Here is a 22,942-nt window from a genome sequence, read left to right as displayed (position 1 = left end):
TCCCTGAGTGTCCGTGTCGGTCCGAGTGGATTTGTCCGTTTCCGCTGCAGGGCTGGAGCGCGGTGTCGGGCCCAATGAATGCTGGTTCAGGTGTCGTGCACTTCAACGAATGGAGTGTTCCTGCTACAGATCCGACCGCACGGCAGCGTGGCAAGCCGGGCGGGTGCCGGTCAGGCGCTCGCCTCACCGGAGGCATCGTGAACGGCCCTACCTACAAAGCGGAGATCATCGACCGAGTCATCTTCTCCCGCTGGGAGAATCCTCCGACCAAGGAGGACGTGACGCTGGTGCTGGCGCAGATGCAGGAAGCTGCGGCGCGGCTCAACACGAACCTCATCTACGTGGGTTCGGTGAGCTCGAAGTCGAAGGTGCCCGACGCGAACGAGCGCACCGTCCTCAACCAGTTCCTCATGGACGCCCGCCGCACCTGCGTGGAGCAGGCGTGGCTCATCTATGAAGGCACGGACCTGCAGCACAACCTTCAGCGCGTCATCATCTCCGGCGTGCTCATCCTCACGCGCACCTTCGACAACTTCCTGTCGGTCGCGAAGTCGGGTGACTCCATCGTCAAGGACGTGAGCGCGGTGCTGAAGAAGGACGCCGCGCCACTCTTCACACTGGCCAAGGAGCGCGGCCTCGTCTTCTGATGTCGGTCGGCGGCGCCTTCAGCGGGCGCCGTGGACCTCCAGCTCCTTCAGTTCGGTGTCCGCGCGCTCGGGGAAGACGCTCACGGCGTCCACGTCGCGCAGCGGCACCTGGAGCGGGCACTGCTCCCACTGACCCGTGCCGGTGAAACGGCACACGGTGGGGTTGACGAAGGCGAAGTCCTTCTCCGGGTCCTTCAAGCCCACGCCCTGCGGCGTCCGGACGATGGCGCGCACCGTTCCCGGGCCCGTGGCGCGGACCCTCACTGATACGAACTGCTTCAGCGTGGGCGCGTAGCTCGCACGCAGCGCGCCGTCCGCCTCCCATCGCTGACTCTTGAGCGCCTTGCCGACCGGGACCCCGGTGTTCTCGTCCCGGTCGAACGCCTGGAAGCCGGGCTCGGTGCCTTCAATCCGGTCCGGCTTCACGGCGCTCGTCTCGGGAGGAATGGGCACCGCGGCCAGGGCGACCAGCGCGGGCGTGGGCGACACGAGGTTCACAGCGGCGGCGCGCAGCAGCGCGTCATCCAGGAAGCCTGCCTGCGAGCAGCGGGGCGCGAGCTCCCCGACGAGCGCGAGCACCGGGGGCCGTACCGTGAGGTCTGACTGGGCCGCGGGTGCGAGCCCCAACTGGACGAGCGAGGCACAAGCCCCTCCCAGGCCTGGCCCCGCATGCTCCAGGTTCCACTTCGCGCTCGCGACGTCGGCATTCGGCCCCACCGCGGCACTCAGCAGGGCCTGCCCCACGGCCCGGGCGCACGAATTGGCGGCCGGCGGGCAGTGCTCACACAGGCTGGCCAGCAGGCCACGCAGCGGTGTGGCTTCTCCCTCGGATAAGGGCGACCGGGCATCCAGGGCCACGCCCAGCGCGCAGGCGCGAACGGGCGGTTGACGGCATGCGTCGAGCTGCTGGCGCGCTTCGTCCAGGACCCGGGTGTCCTGGGGCGTGCGGAGGGCGCTTTCAAGGGCCCGTTCCAGCGTACGGCACTCAGGGGCGGAGGAGGGGACGGGGGCCCCGTCAAGGGCGTCACCCGCCTGGGCCATGCTCCCGGGCCGAGGACCGGGCGCTTTCTCCTGGTGCGTCACACACCACAGGCGTCCAAAGGCGATGAGTGCTACCAACATCAAGAGGAGGGTTCGGAGCGGGAAACGGCGCACGAGCAAACTCCTTGATTCCAACCGGGACCGGGGGTTATCAGCCCCACCGGGTTCCATCCGCAATAATTACGGAGGCGTGCGTGGCTGAGACGTTCGACGTGGTGATCATCGGTTCGGGCCCCGGCGGCTACGTGGGCGCCATTCGCGCGGGTCAGCTGGGCCTGAAGACGGCCATCATCGAGAAGGACAAGCGGCTGGGCGGCACCTGCCTCCACCGCGGCTGCATCCCGACCAAGTCCCTGCTGTGGACCGCGGAGCTGTTCCACCACGTCCGCGAGGCGGCTGACTTCGGCGTTGATGTGAGCAGCCCGGCCATCAACTGGCCCAACGCGATGAAGCACAAGGACAAGATTGTCACCAAGGGTGCCAACGGCATCGACTTCTTGATGAAGAAGAACAAGGTGACGGTGGTGAAGGGCCACGGCCGCATCGCCGGCAAGGGCAAGGTGGAGGTCACCGCCGAGGACGGCTCCAAGAAGATCCTGGAGGCGAAGAACATCATCCTCGCCACGGGCTCGGTGCCCAAGTCTCTGCCCAACGTCCCCGTGGACCACAAGCGGGTGCTGAACAGCGACTCCATCCTGCAGATCGACCGCGTCCCCAAGAGCATCATCGTGCTGGGCGCCGGCGCGGTGGGCTGCGAGTTCGCCTCCGTGTTCAACCACGTGGGCAGCAAGACCTCCATCGTGGAGTACATGCCCGCGCTGCTCCCCATCGAGGACGCGGACATCTCCAAGGAGCTGGAGAAGGTCTTCAAGCGCCGCGGCATCGACGTGCACACCGGCTCCGCGGTGGAGAAGGTGGAGCACACGGCGGACGGCGTGCGCGTCACCATGAAGGTGGGCAACGAGACCAAGACGCTGGAGGCGGAAATCCTCCTGTCGGCGGTGGGCCGCTCGCCGGTCACCGAGGACGTGGGTCTCGACAAGACGAACATCCAGGCCGAGCGCGGCTACATCAAGGTCGACTCGATGCTGCGCACCTCGGAGCCGAACGTCTACGCCGTGGGTGACATCATCCCCACGCCGATGCTGGCGCACATGGCCAGCGCGGAGTGCGTGGTGGCGGTGGAGCACATCGCCGGGAAGAACCCGCAGCCCATCAACTACGACCTGACGCCGTCTGCCACGTACTGCTACCCCGAGGTCGCCTCGGTGGGCCTGACGGAGAAGAAGGCCAAGGAGCGCGGCTACGACGTGAAGGTGGGCATCGCTCCGATGGGCGCCGTGACGAAGGCCGCCATCTCCAACGAGGCCACCGGCATGATCAAGATCGTGTCGGACCGGAAGTACGACGAGGTCCTCGGCGTGCACCTCATCGGGCCTCACGCGACGGAGCTGCTGGCCGAGGCGTGTGTCGCGCTGAAGCTGGAGATCACCACCGAGGAGCTGGCCAACACCATCCACGCGCACCCGACGCTCTCGGAAATCGTGCACGAGGGTGCCGAGGCCACGCTGGGCCACCCGCGCCACTTCTAGGCGGCGGCGCCTCGCTTGCAGTCCCAGAGGCCGTCCCGGTGTGCCGCGGACGGCCTCTCGTATTTCCGGCCCCCTGCCTGGCCGCCCTCACGGGTGCTCTGGGCCTGTCCCCAGGAACCGGGGGCATTAGTAGAGAGGCGACAACTGGCGGACGACTGGTGGATGCTGACGCCTCGCGTCAGTGGCTTCCGCTTGAACGTCCTCCGTCCAACCCATAGAAGGCCCGCGATCCATGGCGACTCCCGACCGGTTCCCTCTGCCCCAGGTGACTGAGACCACCCGCAAGCCGGAGTGGCTGAAGGTGCGGCTCCCGCACGGTGAAGGCTACGAGCGGGTCAAAGCCATCGTGAAGCGCACCAAGCTGGCCACGGTGTGCGAAGAGGCCCGCTGCCCGAACATCGCCGAGTGCTGGGGCGGTGGCACCGCCACGGTGATGCTGATGGGCGAGGTGTGCACGCGCGCGTGCCGCTTCTGCCACGTGAAGGTCGGCGCGCCTCCTCCGTTGGATCCGATGGAGCCCATCCATCTGGCCCAGGCGGTGAAGGAGATGGACCTGGAGTACATCGTCGTCACGTCCGTGAACCGGGATGACCGGCCGGACGGCGGCGCCAGCCACTTCGCTTCCGCCATCCGCGAGCTGCGCCGGGAGAGCCCGCGCACCATCGTCGAAGTGCTCATCCCGGACTTCAAGGGCGTGGAGAAGGACCTGACCACCGTGGCGGAGGCCAAGCCCCACGTCGTGGCGCACAACGTGGAGACGGTGGAGCGACTCACGCCGACGGTCCGTGACCGGCGCGCGAAGTACGACCAGTCCCTGCGCGTGCTGGAGTACCTCAAGAACCGCCCCGAGGGCCTGTACACCAAGACATCCGTCATGGTGGGCCTGGGGGAGACGGACGCGGAGCTGGAGCAGACGTTCAAGGACCTGCGCGACGTGGGCGTGGACGTGCTGACGCTGGGCCAGTACCTGCAGCCGTCGCAGTACCACCTGCGCGTGGAGCGCTTCGTGTCGCCCGCGCAGTTCGAGGCGTACAAGACGCTGGCCGAGTCCTACGGCTTCCTCTACGTGGCCTCTGGTCCGCTGGTGCGGTCCAGCTACCGGGCCGCTGAGTTCTTCATGAAGGGCCTGATGGAGCGCGAGCGGCTCGAGCGGCTCGGCTGAGCTTTGACGCTCCGATTCATGGCTTGACCCAACACCCCTGCTTCCCGGAAAGACGACCCCATGGCGATCTTCGAATTCAAGCTCCCCGACCTTGGTGAAGGCGTGATGGAGGGTGAGCTGGTGAAGTGGCACGTGAAGGCGGGGGATTCCGTCAAGGAAGACCAGGTGCTCGCCGAGGTGATGACGGACAAGGCCACCGTCACCGTACCCGCTCCCAAGGCGGGCCGTGTCGTGAAGACGCACGGCAATGAAGGCGACATGGCGAAGGTGCACCAGCTCCTCGTCACCCTGGAGGTGGAGGGCGCTGCGCCGGCGCAGGCCGGTGGTCATGCCGAGGCCAGCGCGCCGGCGGCAGCGGCGCCCGTGGCGGGTGGCCATGTCGGTGGCGCGCCTGCCTCGGCGTCCAAGGTGCTGGCCACGCCGGTGACGCGGCGGATGGCGCGCGAGCACGGGCTGGACCTGGCGGCGATTGCCGGCACGGGGCCGCAGGGCCGCGTGACGAAGGCGGACGTGGTGGCGGCGCTGGAGGGTGGCGAGAAGAACGTCGTCGCGGCTCCGGTCGAGCAGAAGGCGCGTCCCGCGGCTCCTGCCGTCAGCTCGGGCGCGGCGGACGAGCGCGTTCCGCTTCGGGGTCTGCGCAAGAAGATCGCGGAGAAGATGGTGCGGTCGAAGTTCACGGCGCCGCACTTCGCCTTCGTCGAGGAAGTGGACGCCACGGAGCTGGTGGCCCTGCGCGCGCGGCTGAACGCGCAACTGGCGGCGGCCGGTGAGAGCACCAAGCTCAACTACCTGCCGTTCATCATCAAGGCGACGGTGGCGGCGCTGAAGAAGTTCCCGCACCTGAACGCGAACTTCGACGAGGCGTCGCAGGAGCTGGTGGTCCGCGGCGAGTACAACATCGGCATGGCGGCGGCGACGCCGGACGGCCTCACCGTGGCGGTGGTGAAGAACGCGGACCGGCTGACGCTGGCCGAGCTGGCGCGTGAGACGGCCCGCCTGGGCGCCGCCGCGCGCGACCGCAAGCTGAAGATGGAGGAGCTGACGGGTGGCACCTTCACCATCAGCTCGCTGGGGCAGAGCGGCGGCCTGTTCGCCACGCCCATCATCAACCACCCTGAAGTGGGCATCCTGGGCGTGCACCGCCTGAAGAAGCGCCCCGCGGTGGTGGGGGACCAGGTCGTCGTGCGCGACATGATGAACCTGTCGCTGTCGTGCGACCACCGCGTCATCGACGGCTCGGTGGCGGCGGATTTCACGTACGAGATCATCAAGTACCTGGAGAAGCCGGACCTGCTGTTCCTGGCCATGGCGTGAGGTGAGCGCCGTGGCAGGTCCACGCCCCTGATGCGAGGGGCGTGGGGGCCCTGGAGCCGGGCTGGGAAGCGCCTGGTGCTGGGGGCCGTGTTCGAGGGCCGCGCGCGGGTGCCTCGAGCCGGTTAGGCTCTCCCCGTATGGCCGAGAACCCTCGCGAGCTGATCCGCGCCGCGCAGTCCGCCGAGACACAGGGAGACGTGGCCCGTGCGGTGGAGTGCCTGCAGAAAGCGGCGGAGCTGTACCGTCAGGCGGGTCATTCGTCCCGCGCGTTGCAGCTGCTTCGCCATGCGCAGCGGTTGGACGGCAGCCGCGCGGACATCGCGGATGCGGTGAACCGACTGGAGTGGATGCCGGAGCCTCTGCTCGCGCGGCCCGGGACAGACGTTGACGACGAAGAGGCATTGCCTGCGTCCGGGGTGGTGCATTCCCTGGCGTCGGAGTTGTTGCCGGACGTCGTCCACCGGCAGCGACTCATCGAGGATGCGCTGCGTGAGGCGGCCCTGCACGCTGGTGACGACGCGCCTCGCGACGCCGCCCAGGCCTGGGTCATCGAGACGGAGGTCGCGGAGGATCTGCAGCGGCTCGAAGTGCAGATTGCGCGCATCGCGGGAGCGGTCGCAGGGGCGGAGGATTCCACATCGCCACCGGATGCGACCGTGGATGGGCAGGGCGGTGTGGCGTCCATGCCGGGTTGGAGCACGGGGGGGCCTGGACGGAACGTTCCATCCGCGCCCATGCCCGCACCGGAGGCCGCCTCAGCGGACAAGCTCCAGGATGGCGTGGGCGAGCAGGAGCTTCTGGGCGTCGAGGCGTCCACGACGCGGCTTGCGTCAACACGCGCGGCGGGTGCGGCAGAGGAAGTCCCCGCAGGAGCGGACATCCTCACGGATGCGCGGCTTCGGCGTCGCAGAGAGGCTCGGATCATCGAGCGCGGCCCTACGCGTGCGGATGCCGCGCTCGATGCATGGTGCTCCTTCTGTTGCCGTCCGCGCACTGACACGGGGGACCTGGTCGCGGGGCCTGCGGGCGCGTTCATCTGCAAGAGCTGCCTGCTCGAGTCGCAATCGCTGCTGGGAGACGTCACGTTGGTGCCTCCGCCCACGGTGGCGCGGCCGCAACGGCCCGTGTCACCTGTCTTGGGGCTCGTGGGGCAGGGCGTGACGCAGGCGCTGCTGACGCAGTCGCTCGAGGCCCACGCGCGGACCCTATTGGTCATCGGGCCCGAAGGCAGTGGCAAGAGCCTCTGGTTCCAGCAACTCCAGCGAGAGGCCGTGGGCGTCATCACCCCCGTCGCGGACCTGGACGTGACGACTTCTTCTCGCGCGCTGCTGCTGGTGGAGGACGTGGACCGCCTGGACGCGGCGTCACACGCGACCCTGCGGGCCTTCCTGGCCCGGGACATCCGTCCCGTCGTCCTGCTGAGCGCGAGGGGCATGCGCACGGAGGCTCGGGGCCTGAGCCTGCGCGGAGACGCATTCAGTGTTTCCGTGTCCACCACCGCCGCGCTGGCTCAGGCCGTGCGCGGAGCCGTGCCCACGGACATCCTGGAGCACGTGCAGGTGCTCCTGCCGCTCCAGGTGCCCACGCCGTCTGAATTCGTGGAGATTGCCCGCCAGCGCCTGGCTTCGCGAGAGCCCGCGGTCTCCGTCTCGGAGGAAGTGCTCATGGCGCTGGCGCAGGAGGCCAGCCGCTCGCCGCGCGCGGGCCATGAGCTGCATGCCCTCCTCAACCGGGTGCCCACGGGAACGTGGACCATGGCGCCCACCGTGAAGCCGTCGCCCACGCGGAAGGCTCGAAAGAAGCGAACGTCATGAACACCATCACCGTCTACCGCCTGGGCCGAGTGGAGTACGAGGACGGGCTCGCGCTCATGCACCTCTTCAGCGAGTCACGCCGCCAGGGGCTCTCCGGCGATGCGTTGCTCCTCTTGGAGCACCCGCCCATCCTCACCCTGGGCCGCGCCGCGAAGCGCGAGAACATCGTCGCCAGCGACGCGCAGTTGGCGAAGGAGGGCGCGGTGGTCTTCGAGACCAACCGTGGCGGCGACGTCACCTACCACGGCCCCGGCCAACTGGTGGGCTACCCCATCTTCCTGCTGCCGGAGGACCGACGCGACGTGCGCCGTTACGTGCGCGACGTGGAGCGCTCCGTCATGCAGGTGCTGGCCCAGTGGGGCATCACCGCGGGCCCCATCCCCAAGTGGCCTGGTGTCTGGATTGGCGCGGAAGGTGCTCCGGACGCGAGGAAGATCGCAGCGATTGGCGTGCACCTGTCGCGTTGGCTCACCACGCACGGCTTCGCGCTCAACGTGAACACGAACCTGGACCACTTCCAGCTCATCGTCCCGTGTGGCATCCGAGAAGCAGGTGTCACGTCCATGCAGCGGGAGTTGGGCCGCGCGCTCCCCATGGGGGCGGTGGAAGAGGCCATCGCCAGCAGCTTCTGCACCGTGTTCGCCAGCGAGCGCGTGGACGCGCCGCCGCCGATGCGGACGGTGAGCATCGCGGTGGTGAAGGGCCGTGGTCCCGAAGCACGGGTGCTGCTCGTGCGCCGTCGCCCGGAGCGGGGCGGCTTCTGGCAGGTCCTCACCGGGAGGCTCGAAGCGGGGGAGTCGCCAGCGCAGGCCGCGGCGCGGGAACTGGAGGAGGAGACGGGCCTCCGCGTGCCGCTGGTGGACCTGGACTACCGCCACGCCTTCGCCCTGGGAGAGGCGCTGCCACCGCAACTGGTGGAGGAGAACGGCTTCGCCGTCCACGTGCCGCCGGACACAGACGTGCGCCTGGGTGCGGAGCACGACGCCTTCGAGTGGGTGGACGTCCCTACGGCCCTGGAGCGGCTCCCTTTCCAGGGCCTGCGGGAGACGGTGAAGCGCGCTACAGCTTGATGACCAGGGACTCGCGCGCGGCGATGGCGTCGGGGCGGTGCTTGCGCACCTGACGCAGCAGCCGGTCCATTCCCGCGTCATCTCGTGACGGGTCGTGGTGGAAGAGCACCAGCTTCTTCACCCCGGCCTCGTCCGCCGCATGCACCGCGGCCTGCCAGGTGGAGTGACCCCAGCCGGTGCGAGCCGGCCCGGTGCGGCCGTGGTACTCGTCCTCGGTGTACATGGCGTCGTAGATGAGGACGTCCGCGTCCTGGGCGAAGGCGTAGAAGGCCGCGTCCATGTCGCTGCCGTGCTCCAGGTCGGTGGCGTACACCACCGAGCGCCCCTGGCACTCGACGCGGTAGCCCATGTTGCCGCCCGGGTGGTTCAGCTCGATGGTGTGAACCGTCGCCGGGCCCAACTGCAGCGTCTGCGTGGCGGCCAGGTCCGTGTACGTGAGCTGCGCCCGGAACACGCCGTCCGCCGTCACCGGGAAGTACGGCGGCGCCATCTGCCCGCTGAGGAGCTGCTTCACCGACTGCCCGTGCCGCGCGGGGCCATAGACAGTCAGGTCGCTCGTGGGCAGGTACATGGGCCCGAAGAAGGGCAGGCCCTGCAGGTGGTCGTAGTGGTAGTGCGAGATGAAGATGGAGCCCTTCACGGGCTTCTTCTTTGCCACCAGCGCGTGCCCCAGCGCGCGCGCGCCGGTGCCCAGGTCGAAGATGAGCAGCTCGTCCCCGCAGCGGACCTCCACGCAGGGCGTGTTTCCGCCATAGCGCTTCGTGTGCGCGCCCGGCGAAGGAATGGAGCCGCGCACACCCCAGAAGCGCACCTCGAAGGGCACGCGGACCTGGTTGCGCGCGACGGAGTTCCGTCGCCTCGTGGGGGGCTTCTCAGCCTGTCTTGGCTTCCGTGTCGTCGTCCTCGGCGAAGAGCTCAATCAGGTGCCCCGTACGCTCGCGCTTCGTCCTCAGGTAGTCGACGTTATGCGGATTGTGCTCGGTCCGGGAAGGGATTCGACGCCGGACGGGAATGCCCTCTTCGACCATGCCCGCGATCTTCAGCGGGTTGTTGGTCATCAGGTCCACCGAGCGAACATCCAGGCTCCGCAGCATCTCCGCCGCGATGTCGTAGGTGCGCAGGTCGTCCGCGAAACCCAGCTGCCGGTTGGCTTCGTAGGTGTCCAGGCCCTTGGACTGCAGGGCGTAGGCCTTGATCTTGTTCCCCAGGCCGATGCCGCGCCCCTCCTGCCGCAGGTACAGCACGACGCCCTGTCCCGCCTGAGTGACGAAGTCGAGCGAGCGGTCCAGTTGCTCGCGGCAGTCGCACTTCAGGCTGCCGAAGACCTCGCTCGTGAGGCACTCGGAGTGGATGCGCACCGGCACGCCTTCGTGCCCTGAAACCTGTCCCACCACGAGCGCGACATGCTCCCGCCCGTTGCGCTTGTCCCGGAACACGATGGTCCGCAGCGAGCCGCGCTCGGTCGGGATGTCCGCCTCCGAGAACCGCTCCAGGTGTTGCGTGTGCTTACGGGTCGGAAGGACCTGAGGTGAGCGTGTGTCCGACATGTTGAGTCCTCTCCAGATGCGGGCCCCTGTTTGGAGTCCTCAGGTTCTCAAGTCAAGGCGGCTCGTGCTTTCGAGCACGAACCCCCAGAGGATGCTCCACGGCGTCCTTCGTTCCTCAGGCCACCCATGAGAGCGGAAGCAGTTCTACCGCGTCCCCCTCCGTCAAACTGCTGGCTTCCCGAGGGAAATGCAGCAGATGGGTGGCCGCCGCCGCAGAACGCAGGGCACCAGACGTTTGTGTCGCCAGCGGACGAGCCCACAGGTTGCCTTCTCTCCAAGCAGCCGTGACGCGGACGAAATGCGCCAGGCCCGGGGGCTTGGTGAGCTTGCCTTCCAGGCGCCCAGCCACACGTCCAGGTCCCACCTGCGCATGCCCCAGCAGCTTGCGGAGGGCAGGGCGCACGAAGAGCTCGAACGTCACCAGGGAGGAGGTGGGGTTACCCGGAAGTCCAAAGAACAGCGTGGCGCCGCGACGGCCCACCACCAGCGGCTTTCCCGGCTTGATCGCGACGCGCCAGAAGTGCTGCTCCACGCCCAGCTCGGCCAGCACTTCCTTCACGTAGTCGCGCTCGCCCACGGACACCCCCGCGCTGGTGAGCACCACGTCGAAGCCGTCCAGCCGGGAAAGCGCGGCCAGCACGGCGTCGCGCGTATCCCGAGCAATGCCCAGCCGCGTGGGAATTCCGCCCGCGCGGCGGACCGCCAGCGCCAGTGACGGAGCATTGGTGTCCACGATGCGGCCATTGGGCGGCTCGTCCGCGTGGCACAGTTCGTCTCCCGTGGAGAGGATGGCCACGCGCGGTGCGCGCGACACTGGCACGGCTTGGCGGCCCTGGGCCCAGAGGAGGCCCAGCTCGGGGATGCCCAGCGGCGTGCGGCGTGTCAGCAACAACTGCCCCTCCCGGGCGTCCTCGCCCCTGGGCCGCACGAACTGGCCCGGGGCCACCGCCTCGAGCACGTCGACCTGTTCCGCGCCGCTCTGGACCACGGGCCGAGTCCGCTCCCGCATCACCACCGCGTCCGCACCCGCGGGGAGGGGCGCGCCCGTCATGATGCGGGCGCATACCCCGGAGGCCAGCGCCTGGTGGCCCACCGCGCCGGCGTAGATGGTCTCTCCGACGATGAGTCGGACGGGCAGGGGGCCCGCCAGGTCCGCGCTGCGCACCGCGAAGCCATCCATGGCCGAGTTGTCCCAGGGAGGGAGTGTCCGCTGCGCCGTCACATCCTCGGCGAGCGCGCGTCCCAACGCGTCATCCAGGGGCAACCACTCCGAGGGCAGGGGCGCGCACAGGGCCAGGATCCGCGACCGGGCTTCTTCTTCCGGCAGCAATGTGGCGGAGTCGTTCATGCCCGGCTTATAGCCATGCCGTGGCTTTGTGGCTCGGACCCGGTCACAAACAAAGTCCGTGAGATAATCAAGTGTTAGTTTGACAGCCTACCTGATCATCGTTACAAGCAACAGTGGTCGCGAGGCTTGCCTGCCTTCTGGGCAGGTCCGCCAACCCGTTGAAAGGACACGGGAACTCTCAAGGAGACTGCGTCGATGGCCAAGCCCAAGTCCGGGGCCAAGAAGACGACTCCCGCTGGCAAGGCTGGCGCAAAGCCCGCTGCGAAGAAGGACTCCGCTGCCCGGCTGGATCTGATCAAGAACGCCTCCAAGCGGGTGGCGAAGGCGGCGACGAAATTGGCGAAAGCGGCATCGGACGTAACGAAGGGGGCCAAGGGCGCGGTGAAGAAGGCCGTGAAGGAGAAGGCCACCGCGAAGAAGGCCGCTCCCGCTGGGAAGACGGCCTCGGTCGCGAAGGCCGCCCCCTCGGCAGCGAAGACCCCGAAGGCACCTCCGGCGAAGGCGCCTCCCGCGGCGAAGTCCGCAGCGGGCACCAAGGCGGCGAAGGTGAGCGCGGTCCCCGCCGCCCCTCCGGTGGAGAAGCCCCGTCCTCGCGCCACCAAGTTGCCGCCTCCGGGTGAGCCGCTCACCAAGCGTGAGATGGAGCAGCTGCTGACGGCCGGCGAAGGCCGCGGCGTCACGGGTGAGGGCAGCCTCAAGGGCCGCCTGGTGGTCACCAACGACATGCCGCACCTGGTGGTCGTCGGGCGCGACAAGCGCGAGCTGACCTTCCTCCTCCAGGGCCCAGATCAGGAGGTCCTCCCGGCCTACGTGGACCACAAGGTCTCCGTCAGCGGACTCATCCGCAAGACGACGAACCACGGTGGCGTGGTGGACGTTCGCAAGTACTCGGCCAAGAAGCCGGACGCCGAGGTGGTGGAGGCCACCCCGGTGGAGACGGAGGCGCGGCTGCGCTACCTGTCGCCCGGTGAGGTCTCCATGGTGACGGCGGCCGGCATGGGCGCGGGCATCAAGGGCTTCGCGGGCGTGCGTGGCAACCTGGAGATGACGGGCGAGGAGTTCGTGCTCGTCGTGTCCAATGGCGGCACGCGCCAGCAGGTGTCGTTCATCATCGAGGGCAAGGCCGCTGGCAAGGCCCTGCGCAAGCACGTCGGGTACACGCTCCAGGTGCAGGGCGTCGTCGACAAGACGTCCGGCTGGGGCGGCCGCATCCTGGCGGAGAACGTGGAGCTTCGTCCGTCCGAAGCGCGCGCCGTGTCTCGCGACGAGATGGAGTTGGTGCACATCGAGGGAGAGGTCCCCACGTCCGTGGACGTGCGCCTCAACCACGGCCTCACGGTGCGCCTGCCCGAGCACCCCGGTTTCACCTGGGCCATCGAGCCCACGGTGGCCAAGCGCGTGGGCCTGCGTGAAGCCAACTTCGAGCCCGCGCCCGAGGACGGCCCCGGTACCCGCGAGTTCTTCTTCACCCCGCGCAACCCAGGCGCCTTCGAGGTGGAGTTCTTCCTGGCCAAGGCGCTGTCGCCCGGCCTGGTGGACCGCTCCTTCAAAATCAACGTCACGGTCAAGCCCTGAGGGTCGTCGCCCGGAACAGGTTCCGGGGGGCGGCCGGTCGCCGGGGGGTTCCCGTCCGGCCGCTTCGGGCTTACCCGTTCCCGTAGCGGCCGAGCCGCGACCCCACCGTGAGCCTTTCTCAAGACCTTCTCAAGCAGATCCTCGCTGAAGCAGACCACCCGCTGGGCATCAAGGAGCTTCTCCGGCTCGCGGGCCTGCACCCCGGACAACAGACGGAGCTCAAGCGCGCCCTGCGCGAGCTCGTCCGTCAGGGCGACATCCTCAAGGACGGCAAGCGCTTCGTGCCCCGGCAGCCATCGCGGCGCGAGGCCGACGTGCGTGCAAGGGAGCAGGGCGCTCCCATGGCGTGGCGTCAGCGCGACGCTGCCGGGCCCCGCGAGGCCGGGCCGAGCAGCGGACCTCGACATGCCGGGCAGCGCGCGGCGGGCCCTGGCGGCTTCGCGGCCCGCCGGCATGAGCCGGGGGCTCGCGGCAAGAGCGCGGGCTGGCAGGAGCGGGGCCCAGGGCGTGATCGCCGGGGCGCTTCGAAGCACGGAGGGGGCTTCCGGCAGGAGCGGGCGGAGTGGCCCGGCCGCCGAGGCCGTTTCAACGAGGTCGAAGGGGATGGCCTGCTGGAAGGCATCCTCCACGTCCACCGGGATGGCTTCGGTTTCGTGCATCCGCTGTCGGGGGAAGGGGACAACGTCTTCCTGCCGCCGCACGAGGCCCAGCGCGCGCTCGACAATGACCGGGTGGTGGTGGCCGTCTCGGGGCGGCCTCCGCGCCTGGAGGGCCGGATCGTCCAGGTGGTGCAGCGGCGTCGCGAGCTGGCGGTGGGCACCTACGTCGTGAAGGGCCGCTACGCCGTGGTGTACCCCACGGATTCGAGCCTGCCCGGCCCCATCCGCGTGCCGCTGACGCAGATGGCGCGCGAAGGGGACCTGGTGAAGGTCCAGCTGGGCATTGGTGCCCAGATGCTGGACCCGGACCGGGGGCTGCACGGCGAGGTCGCCGGCTCCCTGGGCAAGCCCGGCACCCCGAGCGCCGAGGTATTGGGCGTCGCCTACTCGCAGGGGTTCTCCGACGAGTTCCCGCCGGAGGTCATGGCCGAGGCGGACCGCTACGCGGTGACCGTGACTGAGGAAGAGGCCCGTGGCGAGCACCGGCGCGATCTGCGCGCCATTCCCCTCATCACCATCGATGGTGAGGACGCGCGCGACTTCGACGACGCTGTCTGCGTGGAGGACCGGCCGGATGGGTGGCGGTTGGTGGTGGCCATCGCGGACGTGACGCAGTACGTGTGGGAAGGCAGTGCGCTCAACGCGGAGGCGCTGCGCCGCGCCACGTCCGTGTACCTGCCGGACCGGGTGCTGCCCATGCTGCCGGAGCGGCTGAGCAACGGCATCTGCTCTCTACGCCCGGACGAGGACCGGCTGTGCATGGTGGCGGACATGACGTTCGACCGCCGGGGCCACCGTCGCTCCTACGACTTGTATCCGGCGGTGATGCGCAGCGTGGCGCGGTGCACGTACAACGAGGTGCAGGACGTCCTCGACGGCAAGGACGTGCCGCACCGCAACGCGCACAAGCCTCACTTCGAGCGGCTGATGTCGCTGGCCCGCGCGCTGATGAAGATGCGCAAGGAGCGCGGCGCCATCGACTTCGACCTGCCCGAGCACAAGGTGGTGCTGGACGAGGAAGGTCTGCCCGCGCGCATGGACAAGCGCGAGCGCAAGGACAGCCACCGCCTCATCGAGGAGTGCATGCTCGCCGCGAACGAGGCGGTGGCGACCTTCTTCCAGGATGAGGGACTGCCCACGGTGTACCGGTTCCACGGCGAGCCGGACCCGGAGAAGCTGGCCACGTTCGCCGCGCTGGCGGAGGCCTATGGCTTCATGATGCGCATCGAGGATGGCGTGTCGTCCAAGGAGCTGGATGCCTTCGTCAGCCAGCTCCAAGGTCACCCGGAGCAGCGGGCGCTGAACCAGCTCCTGCTGCGCTCCATGATGCAGGCGGTGTACACGTCGTCTCGCGTGGGCCACTACGGCCTCGCCGCCGAGCACTACCTGCACTTCACGTCGCCCATCCGCCGATACCCGGACCTGTTGGTGCACCGGCTGCTCAAGGCGCACTGGGCCCGGAAGGGGCGCAAGCCTTCGCAGTCGATGCTGGAGCGCGAGGAGGACCAGCTCGAGGACATGGCCGCTCAGTGCTCCGAGCGCGAGCGCGCGGCGATGCAGGTCGAGCGGGAGGTGGTCTCCTTCTACGCGTGCCTGCTGATGAAGGACCGCGTGGGCGAGGAGTTCGCCGCTACCGTGGCGGCCATCACCGACTTCGGCTTCTTCGTCGAACTGGACGAGGTGCACGTCGAAGGCCTGGTAAAGGCCGAGACGCTGGGGCCCGGGGCGAAGCTGGACAAACTGACGCACTCCCTGGTGTACGCGAATGGCCGCCGGGTGCGCGTGGGGCAGAAGCTGCGGGTGCGGCTGACGTCCGTGAACGTGACGGCGAAGAAGATCGACTTCGAGGCGCTCCAGTTCGACGGCGAGGCGCCGTTGAGTCGTGTCTCGACGCGGGGCGAGCAGCCGCAGCGGCGCCAGGCATGGACGGCCGAGGCACCGTCGCACCGCGAGCGGGATGGCCGGCGGGAGCGGGCAGGGCGCCCGGGCCGCCGCGAACGGGAATCCGCCGCCGCGAGCCAGGGCGCACCCTCCGGGCATGACGAGGAGACGGGGCCGGGCCGCCCGCGTGGACGCTTCTCCCGCGAGGGCCGTCGTGAAGAGGCCGCGCCGCACCGGAAGGAGCCTCGGTTCCCGCCCAGGGCGCCAGAAGGACAGGAGCCTCGTCGTTCCGAGTCGCCCGCGTGGCCCAAGCGCAGGACGTTCATCCGCCCGGAGCCGCAGGCACCGGCGCCCGTGTCCGCTGAAACGGCCGAGCCGCTTCCTCCCGAAGCGCCCTCCGCGCCCGCTCCGTGGGAGTTGCCGGCGGGCGAAGACGCCGCTCGGTCTCCACACCCGGGGTTCGACCGGATTCGCGCGCTGGCGTCCCAGCGTCAGCGTGGGCCTGAACCCCGCGGCGCTTCCCACGGCCGCTCGTTACAGAAGCCGAAGCCGCAGGGCGGCCCAGGGCCCCGGTTCCCCGCGCCCAAGCCCGGGCGCGAGTCCAATGACGACAGGGCATTCTCGATGGAGCCCCCGCGCCCGCAGCCCGAGGCGCCCGTCGAAGCGCCCCCGCCTGTTCCCAGCCGGGCCGTGACGGAAGTCCCGATCCCCGTGGCCCCGGAGCCCGTGCGAGCCGAGCCTGTGAGCGTCGAGCCGCCCGTGACTCCCGCGCCCGAGCCAGAGGCGGCTGCGCCCAAGCGGAAGGCGGCGCGGAAGAAGGCCGTGGCGAAGGCAACGCGCACCCCGGCGCGGAAGAAGACCGTCGCGGCCGGCAGCGCAAGGCAGGCCGCCGCGACGAAGGCCAAGAAGCCCGCCGCCAAGGCGAAGAAGCCCACCGCCAAGGCGAAGAAGGCTGCGCCTGCTCGGGCCGCCGCGAAGGCCTCCAAGGTGGCCGCGTCGAAGTCCCAGGCGAAGGCGCCGTCGAAGAAGGCCGCGAAGCCCGCCGTGGCGCGCGCCGCGAAGCCAGCGAAGGCTTCGGGAACCGCGAAGAAGAAGGCGCCTTCGGGGCGAAAGAAGCGCTGAGACCGACGCGGGCCTCCTACTTCAAGGGAGGCCCGTGACTTCAGGAGGAAACGTGAGCTTCGTTCGGCTGCTGGGTGTCATGCTCGCCATCGCGGGCGCCGTGTTGCTGTGGTCCGGGCTGAAGGCCCGGGACTCGCTCGCGGAGCGGGCCACGGAGTTGCTCACCGGCAGGAACACCGACCGCACCACGTTGTATCTGGCGGGCGGCGGAGCGGCATTGGTGGGCGGAATCCTGATGGTGCTCGCAGGCGGCGGCAGACGGCGCCGCTGAGTCGCGGGCCAGAGAGCCAGATGGCCGCCATCGGTTGAAACACGAAGGGCCCGGAACCGGCTCTCGGTTCCAGGCCCTTGTGTACGGTCTGGCAGGCTGCAGTGGGTTACTGCGCGGGCGCCGCCGCCTTCGCGGCCTTCTGCGCCTCACCGAACTTCTTCGTCATCTCCGCGAACTGCACCTGGTACTCGTCCATGCGCTTCTGGTGCTCGTCGGCGCGAGCCGTCGCTTCGGCGACGACTTCCTTGTTCTTCGCGTTCTCGGCCGCCTCGGACAGCGCCATCTCCTTCTGCTGCCGCTCGAACTCCATCAGCCGGCCCATCACCACGCGCTTGTTGAGGTAGGTGTTGGCGGAGTTGGGGTTGATGGCGATGACCTGGTCGTAATAGCTGAGCGACTTCTCCAGGGACTCCTTGATGATGGGCGCGCCCATGGAGCGGGCGCCGCCGCGCTGCGCGTAGATCTCCGCGATCCACCCGAGCGACGCCTCGTCCTTCGGCTCCAGCTTGAGGGCCTCGTTGAAGTACTTCTCGGCGTCCTCGGTGGTGCCGCCGGTCATGTACATGCTGGCCAGCGTCCGGTAGATCTCCGCCTTCTCCGCGGGCGTCGTCTTGAGCTCGCCCATCTTCAGGACGGCCTCGGCGGCCTCGTTCATCTGCCCCATCTGCATGTGGGCGAAGGCCTTCTTCTCCCAGACCTTCTCCTGCTTGGGGTCCGCCTGGAGCGACAACGCGTAGGCCGCGGCGGCTTCCTTGAACTCCTTCTTGCTCAGGTGGTCGCTGCCGACGATGCGGTGCTTCTTCGCGGTGTCTTCCTCGGCCTTACACCCGACGACTGCACCACCCAGCGTGAGCGCTCCGACCAGCAGACCGACTTTTCCAAGGCGCTTCATATCTGTGCCTCTCAAGATTTTTGAGGACCCACCGTCACGGGTCCTGATTTGCCGGGGAGCATACCCGAAGTCGAGCCGCCGCGGCCCTTTGCCCGATGGCCTGCTCCCTGGTGAGCAGGCAGGCCGCGCACCGGATGTCCCAGTGCGTCATGCTGTCAGCACGAGCTTGACCAGCTCTGGCGGGCTGCCGACGCGCATGGGGGGTCCCCAGAAGCCGCAGCCACGGCTGACGTAGATGTTGGCGTCACCGTGCGCGTACAGCCCGGCGGAGTGCTCCCACGCCAGACCAATCAACATCGTCATGGGCACGAGCTGTCCACCGTGGGTGTGCCCCGAAACCTGCAGGTCCACGCCGCGCTCCGCCGCCACCTTGAAGTTCGCGGGTTGGTGCGCCAGCAGCACCGCGGCGCGGTCGGAATCCCGCCCCGCGAGCGCCAGGTCCAGGTCGTAACCCTTCTTGTTGCGCCGCCGGCCTCCACTCCAGTCATCCACGCCCACCAGGTCGAAGGAGGCGCCCTTGTCACCGATGGGGACGTGCCGGTTGCGCAGCACCGAGATGCCCAGTGACTCCAGGAAGGCCGACCACTCCTCGTCACCTGAGTAGTAGTCGTGGTTCCCGGTGACGAAGTAGCTGCCGTAGCGGGACTTCAGCGCGGCGAGCGCGGACACGTGGCCGCCCAGCGAGGCCACGTCGCCATCCACGAGGTCTCCCGTGATGGCGAACAGGTCGGGGCGCAGCGCGTTGGCCTGCTGGACGAGCGCGTCCATGTAGCGGCGCTGGATGAAGTGGCCCACGTGGATGTCGGTGAGCTGCACGATGCTCAGCCCGTCCAGGGCCTTGGGCAGCTTGGGAATCTTCACCGCCACTTCAGTGATGAGCGGCGGCGAGAAGGCGCGCCAGCTTCCAAACGTGGCCAGTCCGCCTCCCGTGACGAAGGCGGTGCCCGCCACGGCCTGGCCCAGGAATCGACGCCGGTCCTCGTCAACGCGGGACGGAGGCGGGGCCGCGGGCTCCTGGAGCGGTGCCACGGGCTGGGGGGCGGGACGCAGACGCCGGAACAGCGCCGCGAGCCCTCGGCCGACATCCACGAGGACCCGGGCGATGACGAGGCAAAGCGCCACGCCCATCCAGGTGTACATGACCATGGTGAGCGGGCGCTCGGTGCCTTCCGGGAGCAGGTCCACCACGGTGCGCCGGTTCCCCAACACGCCCGTCATCAGCACGAGCACGACGATGGCCAGCAGTCGGGGCAAGCGGCCGTGCACGAGCTGCCGTATCAGCCGGCGGTACAGGTAGAGGTGGCCCAGCACCGCGCCGAGCCCGATGAGCATCGAGAAGGAGAAGAATCGCAACGAAGTGAAGGCGGGTTGGGGTGGCGATCGACGCGTCAGGGTAACACGGCTCGGCCTGTGCCTGGCGCCATGCGGCGGCTCGCCATTGGCATGTGCCGTGACACCGGAGCTCGCGGGAGCGCCATGCGCTTGATAGAGGCCGACGGCACGAGGAGCGCGGACATGGACAAGGTCATCGTCATCACCGGAGCGAGCGGCGGAATTGGCGCGGAGCTGGCGCGCCAGGCGGGCGGGCAGGGAGCCCGGCTGGTGCTGGCCGCGCGGCGGAAAGCGGAGTTGGAGGCCGTCGCGGCGCAGTGTGGAAGCGCGGCGCTCGCGGTGGTCACTGATGCGACCCGCCGTGCGGACATGGAGCGGCTTCGCGACGCCGCGCTCACGCGCTTCGGCCGCATCGACGTGTGGGTGAACAACGCTGGGCGTGGCATCACCCGCTCCGTGGCGGAGCTCACGGAAGCGGACCTGGAGGCCATGTGGCGCGACAACGTGAACAGCGCGCTCAATGGCATGCAGGTCGTGCTGCCACACTTCCAGGCGCGGAACGCCGGGCAGATCGTGAACGTCTCCAGCACGCTGGGACGGTTGCCCATCGTTCCGCACCGGTCCGCATACAGCGCGGCGAAGCACGCGCTCAATGCGCTCAGCGCCTGTCTCCGGCAGGACCTGCGTGAGACGCATCCCGGAATCACCGTCACCGTGGTGATGCCGGGCGTGGTCGCCACGGCCTTCGGGGACAACGCGCTCGGAGGCGGGCCGGACTCACGCACGCTGCCGGGGGCCCAGCGCGTCGAGGACGCGGCGAAGGTCATCCTCGAGGCCATCGAACACCCGCGAGCCGAGGTCTACACGCAGGATGCGACTCAGGCACAGGTCGAGCGGTACTACCGCGACGTGGGCGCCTTCGAGGCGGGCTGCCACTGCCTCGGAGGGCCGGCGGGCACACGCGGCGACGGCCCCTGAGCTTCCAGGGGCCGTCATCACCGTCACTCGTAACGGAGCGACTCGATGGGCGCGAGGCTCGCCGCGCGCCGGGCCGGCCAGATGCCGAAGAACACGCCCACGGTCGCCGAGAAGGCGATGGCCACGATGATGGCCTCGGGTGCCACCACCACCGTCCAGCCCGCCATGCGCTGGAGCATCGCCGCGCCGCCCATGCCCAGCAGCAGGCCCAGCGTTCCTCCGGCCAGACACAGCACCAGGGACTCCACGAGGAACTGGAGCATGATGTCCGTGCCGGTGGCGCCCAGCGCCTTGCGCAGACCAATCTCGCGCGTGCGCTCCGTCACCGACACCAGCATGATGTTCATGATGCCAATGCCTCCCACCAGCAGGGAGATGGCGGCGATGCCGGCCAGCAGCAGGGAGAACGTCTGCGTCGTCTCCTGCATGGTGTTGAGCAGCGAGGCCTGGTCGCGGATGTTGAAGTCCGCGGGCTGCTCCGGGCGCAGCCGGTGCTCGCGCCGGAGCTTCTGGTCGATCTCCGCCATCGCGTCGTCCATGGACGTGTCGCTCACGGCCTGCACCGCGATGGAGCGGATGCGGTCGCTGCCCATGACGCGGAACTGCGCGGTGGACAGCGGGATGTAGAGGCTCTCATCCGGGTTGTTGAAGCCCTGCGCGCCCTTTTCGGCCAGCACCCCGATGACCTCGAACGGAATGCCCCGGATGCGGATGGACTCGCCCACCAGGGACGCGGTGTCCGTCAGGCCGAGCTGCGCACCGGCCAGCGCGCCCAGCACCACCACCCGGCGGCGGCCCTTGTCCTCCGCGTCCGTGAAGAGCCGGCCGTTCGTGATCTGCCCCTGGTTGACGCGGAAGTAGTCCGGCCAGGTGCCCACGACGGACAGGTTCGCGTTCTTCGCGCCGTACTCCACCTGGAAGCGCGACTCGATTTCCGGCGCCACGGCCTGGATGTGGCGCGCGTTCTCCCGCAGCGCCTCGGCGTCGTCGATGGTCATCGACGCCTGGGCGCGAATCATGCCGCCCGTGAACGCCTGACCCGGGCGCACCGTGAGGACGTTGGTGCCCAGCCCCTTGAGCCGCTGGGCCACCGAGCGCTGCGCCCCTTCGCCCAGCGCGACCATGGTGATGACGGCCGCGATGCCGATGACGATGCCCAGCATGGTCAGCAGCGACCGCAGCTTGTTGGCGAGGACCGCATCGAATGCGACCCGGATGATTTCACCCATGACGTGTCCTCCTGATGGGCCTGGGGGTTAGCGCGGCCCGCGCGGGCCACCACCCGCGCCGGGAATCATGCCGCCCGACATCTGGCGCATCCGCTCCGCGCTCTGCTGCTGTTGCTTCTGGAGCTTCGCCACCGTGATGAGCACCACCTGCTCGCCATCCTCCAGGCCACTCACCACTTCCGTGCTCTCCCAATCACTCAGGCCCAGGGTGACGCGCCGGGGCTGCGGACCGGTGGGGCTCTGCACGAAGACGACGCCCTGCCGCGTGTCCGTCGCGCCCTGGACATCCTCGCGAGCACGGCGGCCCGCGCGGCCCTGGCCTTCACCCATGCCGCCCTGGCTCCTGGCGGGCACCGCGCCCGGCCCGGCGCCATGGGCCACCGCGGCGGTGGCGGCCACGCCGGCTTCTCCCACGGCCGACACCGTCGTCGGTCCGGACGGCGCGCCCGGGCGGCTCGATGCACCCGGCGGCCGCATCACCGCGCGCAGCGCTTCTTCGGAAACACCCACCGCGGCGGCCGCGCTCCGGGCGTCCCGTACGCCCACCACCGCGGTGTTGGGCACGGTGAGGGCATTGCGGCGGCGGGAGATTTCAATGGCCACTTCCGCGTTCATGCCCGGCCGCAGCAGGCCGTCCGGGTTGTCCATCCGCACCAGCACCGGGAAGAGGGTGACGTTCTGCTCCACCAGCGCCTGCGGTTCGATCTTCACCACCTCGCCGATGAAGGTGCGGCCCGGGTAGGCCTCCATGGTGACGCGCGCCTTCTGGCCGGGCTTGATCTGCCCGACGTCCGTCTCGTCCACCTTGGCGCGCACCTGCATCACCGACAGGTCCGCCATCTTGAACAGCGCGGTGCCACCGGACACGTTGTTGGTGGCGGAGGCGATGATGACGCCCGGCTGGATGGTCCGCTCCAGGATGGTGCCGGGGCTGCGAGCGATGATGGTGACGTCCCGGCTGCGCTCACGCGCCAACTGGAGGTTCGTCTCCGCCCGCACTTTGGTGGCCCGTGCCGTCGCGGACGCGTCCACGGCCGTTTCGTATTCCTGCTGCGTGACGTAGCCGTCCTTGCGCAGCGCCTCCATTCGCTGGCGCTGGGCCTCCGTCGTGTTCAGCCGCACCCGCGCGGACTCCAGGTCGGCCTGGGCCTGCGCCAGCGCGTTCTGCACGTCGCGCGGCTCGATTTCCGCCAGCAGCGTGCCCTCGGCGACGGTGTCGCCCGTGTCGTAGTGGACCTTCAGCACTTCACCGGAGGCCTGGGACTTCACCTCCACGACGCGCAGCGGCTCCACCAGGCCCGCGGATTCGGCCACCACTTCCATGTCCCGGCGCTCCACCACGGCCACCGCCGCCGAGCGCTCGTTCGTCTTGGGCTCCTCGCCGCGCTGGGTGACGTACACCCCCGCGCCGAGGAGGAGCGCCGCGCTGCCTGAGATGATCCACTTCTTCGTGTTGCTCACGACGACC

General features: G+C 69.2%; 18 protein-coding genes. 10 read left to right on the top strand and 8 right to left on the bottom strand.

From position 1 onward, the window contains the following. Positions 1–197: 197 nt before the first annotated feature. A complete protein-coding gene (locus HNV26_RS15495) occupies positions 198–647 on the top strand; it encodes a DofB protein (protein ID WP_171442005.1) in 450 nt (149 codons plus the stop codon). A gap of 18 nt (positions 648–665) precedes the next feature. Here the strand turns inward: HNV26_RS15495 and HNV26_RS15490 are convergent, their stop codons facing one another. Next, complete coding sequence (locus tag HNV26_RS15490; protein ID WP_253816619.1) at positions 666–1,769, bottom strand: hypothetical protein; 1,104 nt, start codon at positions 1,767–1,769, stop codon at positions 666–668. 113 nt (positions 1,770–1,882) lie between these two features. On the opposite strand from HNV26_RS15490, the gene lpdA reads away from it, so the two are divergent. From lpdA to lipB, 5 genes are all read left to right on the top strand, one after another. Further along, positions 1,883–3,280 (top strand): dihydrolipoyl dehydrogenase, encoded by a 1,398-nt coding sequence (lpdA, locus tag HNV26_RS15485; RefSeq protein ID WP_171442003.1) that lies wholly within the window; start codon positions 1,883–1,885, stop codon positions 3,278–3,280. Positions 3,281–3,512: 232 nt separating this feature from the next. Then, the gene (gene lipA, locus HNV26_RS15480; RefSeq protein WP_171442002.1) at positions 3,513–4,442 is read left to right on the top strand and encodes a lipoyl synthase; all 930 of its coding nucleotides are present in this window, start codon (positions 3,513–3,515) and stop codon (positions 4,440–4,442) included. A 60-nt stretch (positions 4,443–4,502) separates the two neighbouring features. Continuing rightward, positions 4,503–5,756: a dihydrolipoamide acetyltransferase family protein gene (locus HNV26_RS15475; protein WP_171442001.1), complete on the top strand. Its 1,254-nt coding sequence runs from the start codon at positions 4,503–4,505 to the stop codon at positions 5,754–5,756. A gap of 137 nt (positions 5,757–5,893) precedes the next feature. Next, the gene (locus HNV26_RS15470; RefSeq protein WP_253816617.1) at positions 5,894–7,570 is read left to right on the top strand and encodes a ClpX C4-type zinc finger protein; all 1,677 of its coding nucleotides are present in this window, start codon (positions 5,894–5,896) and stop codon (positions 7,568–7,570) included. Beyond that, complete coding sequence (gene lipB / locus HNV26_RS15465) at positions 7,567–8,640, top strand: lipoyl(octanoyl) transferase LipB (RefSeq protein WP_171441999.1); 1,074 nt, start codon at positions 7,567–7,569, stop codon at positions 8,638–8,640. The genes HNV26_RS15470 and lipB overlap by 4 nt, the downstream gene beginning before the upstream one ends. Here the strand turns inward: lipB and HNV26_RS15460 are convergent. From HNV26_RS15460 to HNV26_RS15450, 3 genes are all read right to left on the bottom strand, one after another. Next, positions 8,630–9,463 (bottom strand): MBL fold metallo-hydrolase, encoded by an 834-nt coding sequence (locus tag HNV26_RS15460; RefSeq protein WP_171441998.1) that lies wholly within the window; start codon positions 9,461–9,463, stop codon positions 8,630–8,632. The genes lipB and HNV26_RS15460 overlap by 11 nt on opposite strands. 49 nt (positions 9,464–9,512) lie before the next feature. Further along, positions 9,513–10,187, bottom strand: a complete 675-nt coding sequence (gene ribA / locus HNV26_RS15455) for a GTP cyclohydrolase II (protein ID WP_171441997.1) — start codon at positions 10,185–10,187, stop codon at positions 9,513–9,515. A 115-nt stretch (positions 10,188–10,302) separates the two neighbouring features. Continuing rightward, positions 10,303–11,535 (bottom strand): molybdopterin molybdotransferase MoeA, encoded by a 1,233-nt coding sequence (locus tag HNV26_RS15450; RefSeq protein ID WP_171441996.1) that lies wholly within the window; start codon positions 11,533–11,535, stop codon positions 10,303–10,305. A gap of 195 nt (positions 11,536–11,730) precedes the next feature. On the opposite strand from HNV26_RS15450, the gene HNV26_RS15445 reads away from it, so the two are divergent. The 3 genes from HNV26_RS15445 (at position 11,731) to HNV26_RS15435 (ending at position 17,043) form a co-directional block, all read left to right on the top strand. Continuing rightward, positions 11,731–13,110 (top strand): protease inhibitor I42 family protein, encoded by a 1,380-nt coding sequence (locus HNV26_RS15445; RefSeq protein WP_171441995.1) that lies wholly within the window; start codon positions 11,731–11,733, stop codon positions 13,108–13,110. 107 nt (positions 13,111–13,217) lie between these two features. After that, positions 13,218–16,772, top strand: coding sequence for a ribonuclease R (rnr, locus tag HNV26_RS15440; RefSeq protein WP_171441994.1), 3,555 nt, complete (start codon positions 13,218–13,220; stop codon positions 16,770–16,772). 52 nt (positions 16,773–16,824) lie between these two features. Beyond that, the gene (locus HNV26_RS15435) at positions 16,825–17,043 is read left to right on the top strand and encodes a DUF3185 family protein (protein ID WP_171441993.1); all 219 of its coding nucleotides are present in this window, start codon (positions 16,825–16,827) and stop codon (positions 17,041–17,043) included. A gap of 106 nt (positions 17,044–17,149) precedes the next feature. Here HNV26_RS15435 and HNV26_RS15430 read toward each other — a convergent pair whose 3' ends face one another. After that, positions 17,150–17,935 (bottom strand): tetratricopeptide repeat protein, encoded by a 786-nt coding sequence (locus HNV26_RS15430; RefSeq protein ID WP_171441992.1) that lies wholly within the window; start codon positions 17,933–17,935, stop codon positions 17,150–17,152. Positions 17,936–18,082: 147 nt separating this feature from the next. Continuing rightward, positions 18,083–19,267, bottom strand: coding sequence for a metallophosphoesterase (locus HNV26_RS15425; protein ID WP_171442024.1), 1,185 nt, complete (start codon positions 19,265–19,267; stop codon positions 18,083–18,085). Positions 19,268–19,450: 183 nt separating this feature from the next. Between HNV26_RS15425 and HNV26_RS15420 the strand changes: the two genes are divergently transcribed. Next, positions 19,451–20,245, top strand: a complete 795-nt coding sequence (locus HNV26_RS15420) for an SDR family oxidoreductase (protein WP_171441991.1) — start codon at positions 19,451–19,453, stop codon at positions 20,243–20,245. A 23-nt stretch (positions 20,246–20,268) separates the two neighbouring features. Here HNV26_RS15420 and HNV26_RS15415 read toward each other — a convergent pair whose 3' ends face one another. Both HNV26_RS15415 and HNV26_RS15410 read right to left on the bottom strand, forming a co-directional pair. Further along, the gene (locus HNV26_RS15415) at positions 20,269–21,474 is read right to left on the bottom strand and encodes an ABC transporter permease (RefSeq protein WP_171441990.1); all 1,206 of its coding nucleotides are present in this window, start codon (positions 21,472–21,474) and stop codon (positions 20,269–20,271) included. A gap of 27 nt (positions 21,475–21,501) precedes the next feature. Then, positions 21,502–22,935, bottom strand: coding sequence for an efflux RND transporter periplasmic adaptor subunit (locus tag HNV26_RS15410; RefSeq protein WP_171441989.1), 1,434 nt, complete (start codon positions 22,933–22,935; stop codon positions 21,502–21,504). Positions 22,936–22,942: the final 7 nt, after the last annotated feature.

Source organism: Myxococcus xanthus (genome assembly GCF_013116825.1).
Classification (GTDB): Bacteria; Myxococcota; Myxococcia; order Myxococcales; family Myxococcaceae; genus Myxococcus; species Myxococcus xanthus_B.
The sequence above is the reverse complement of the archived record's forward strand: the minus strand, read 5'-3'. Positions and strand labels throughout refer to the sequence as shown.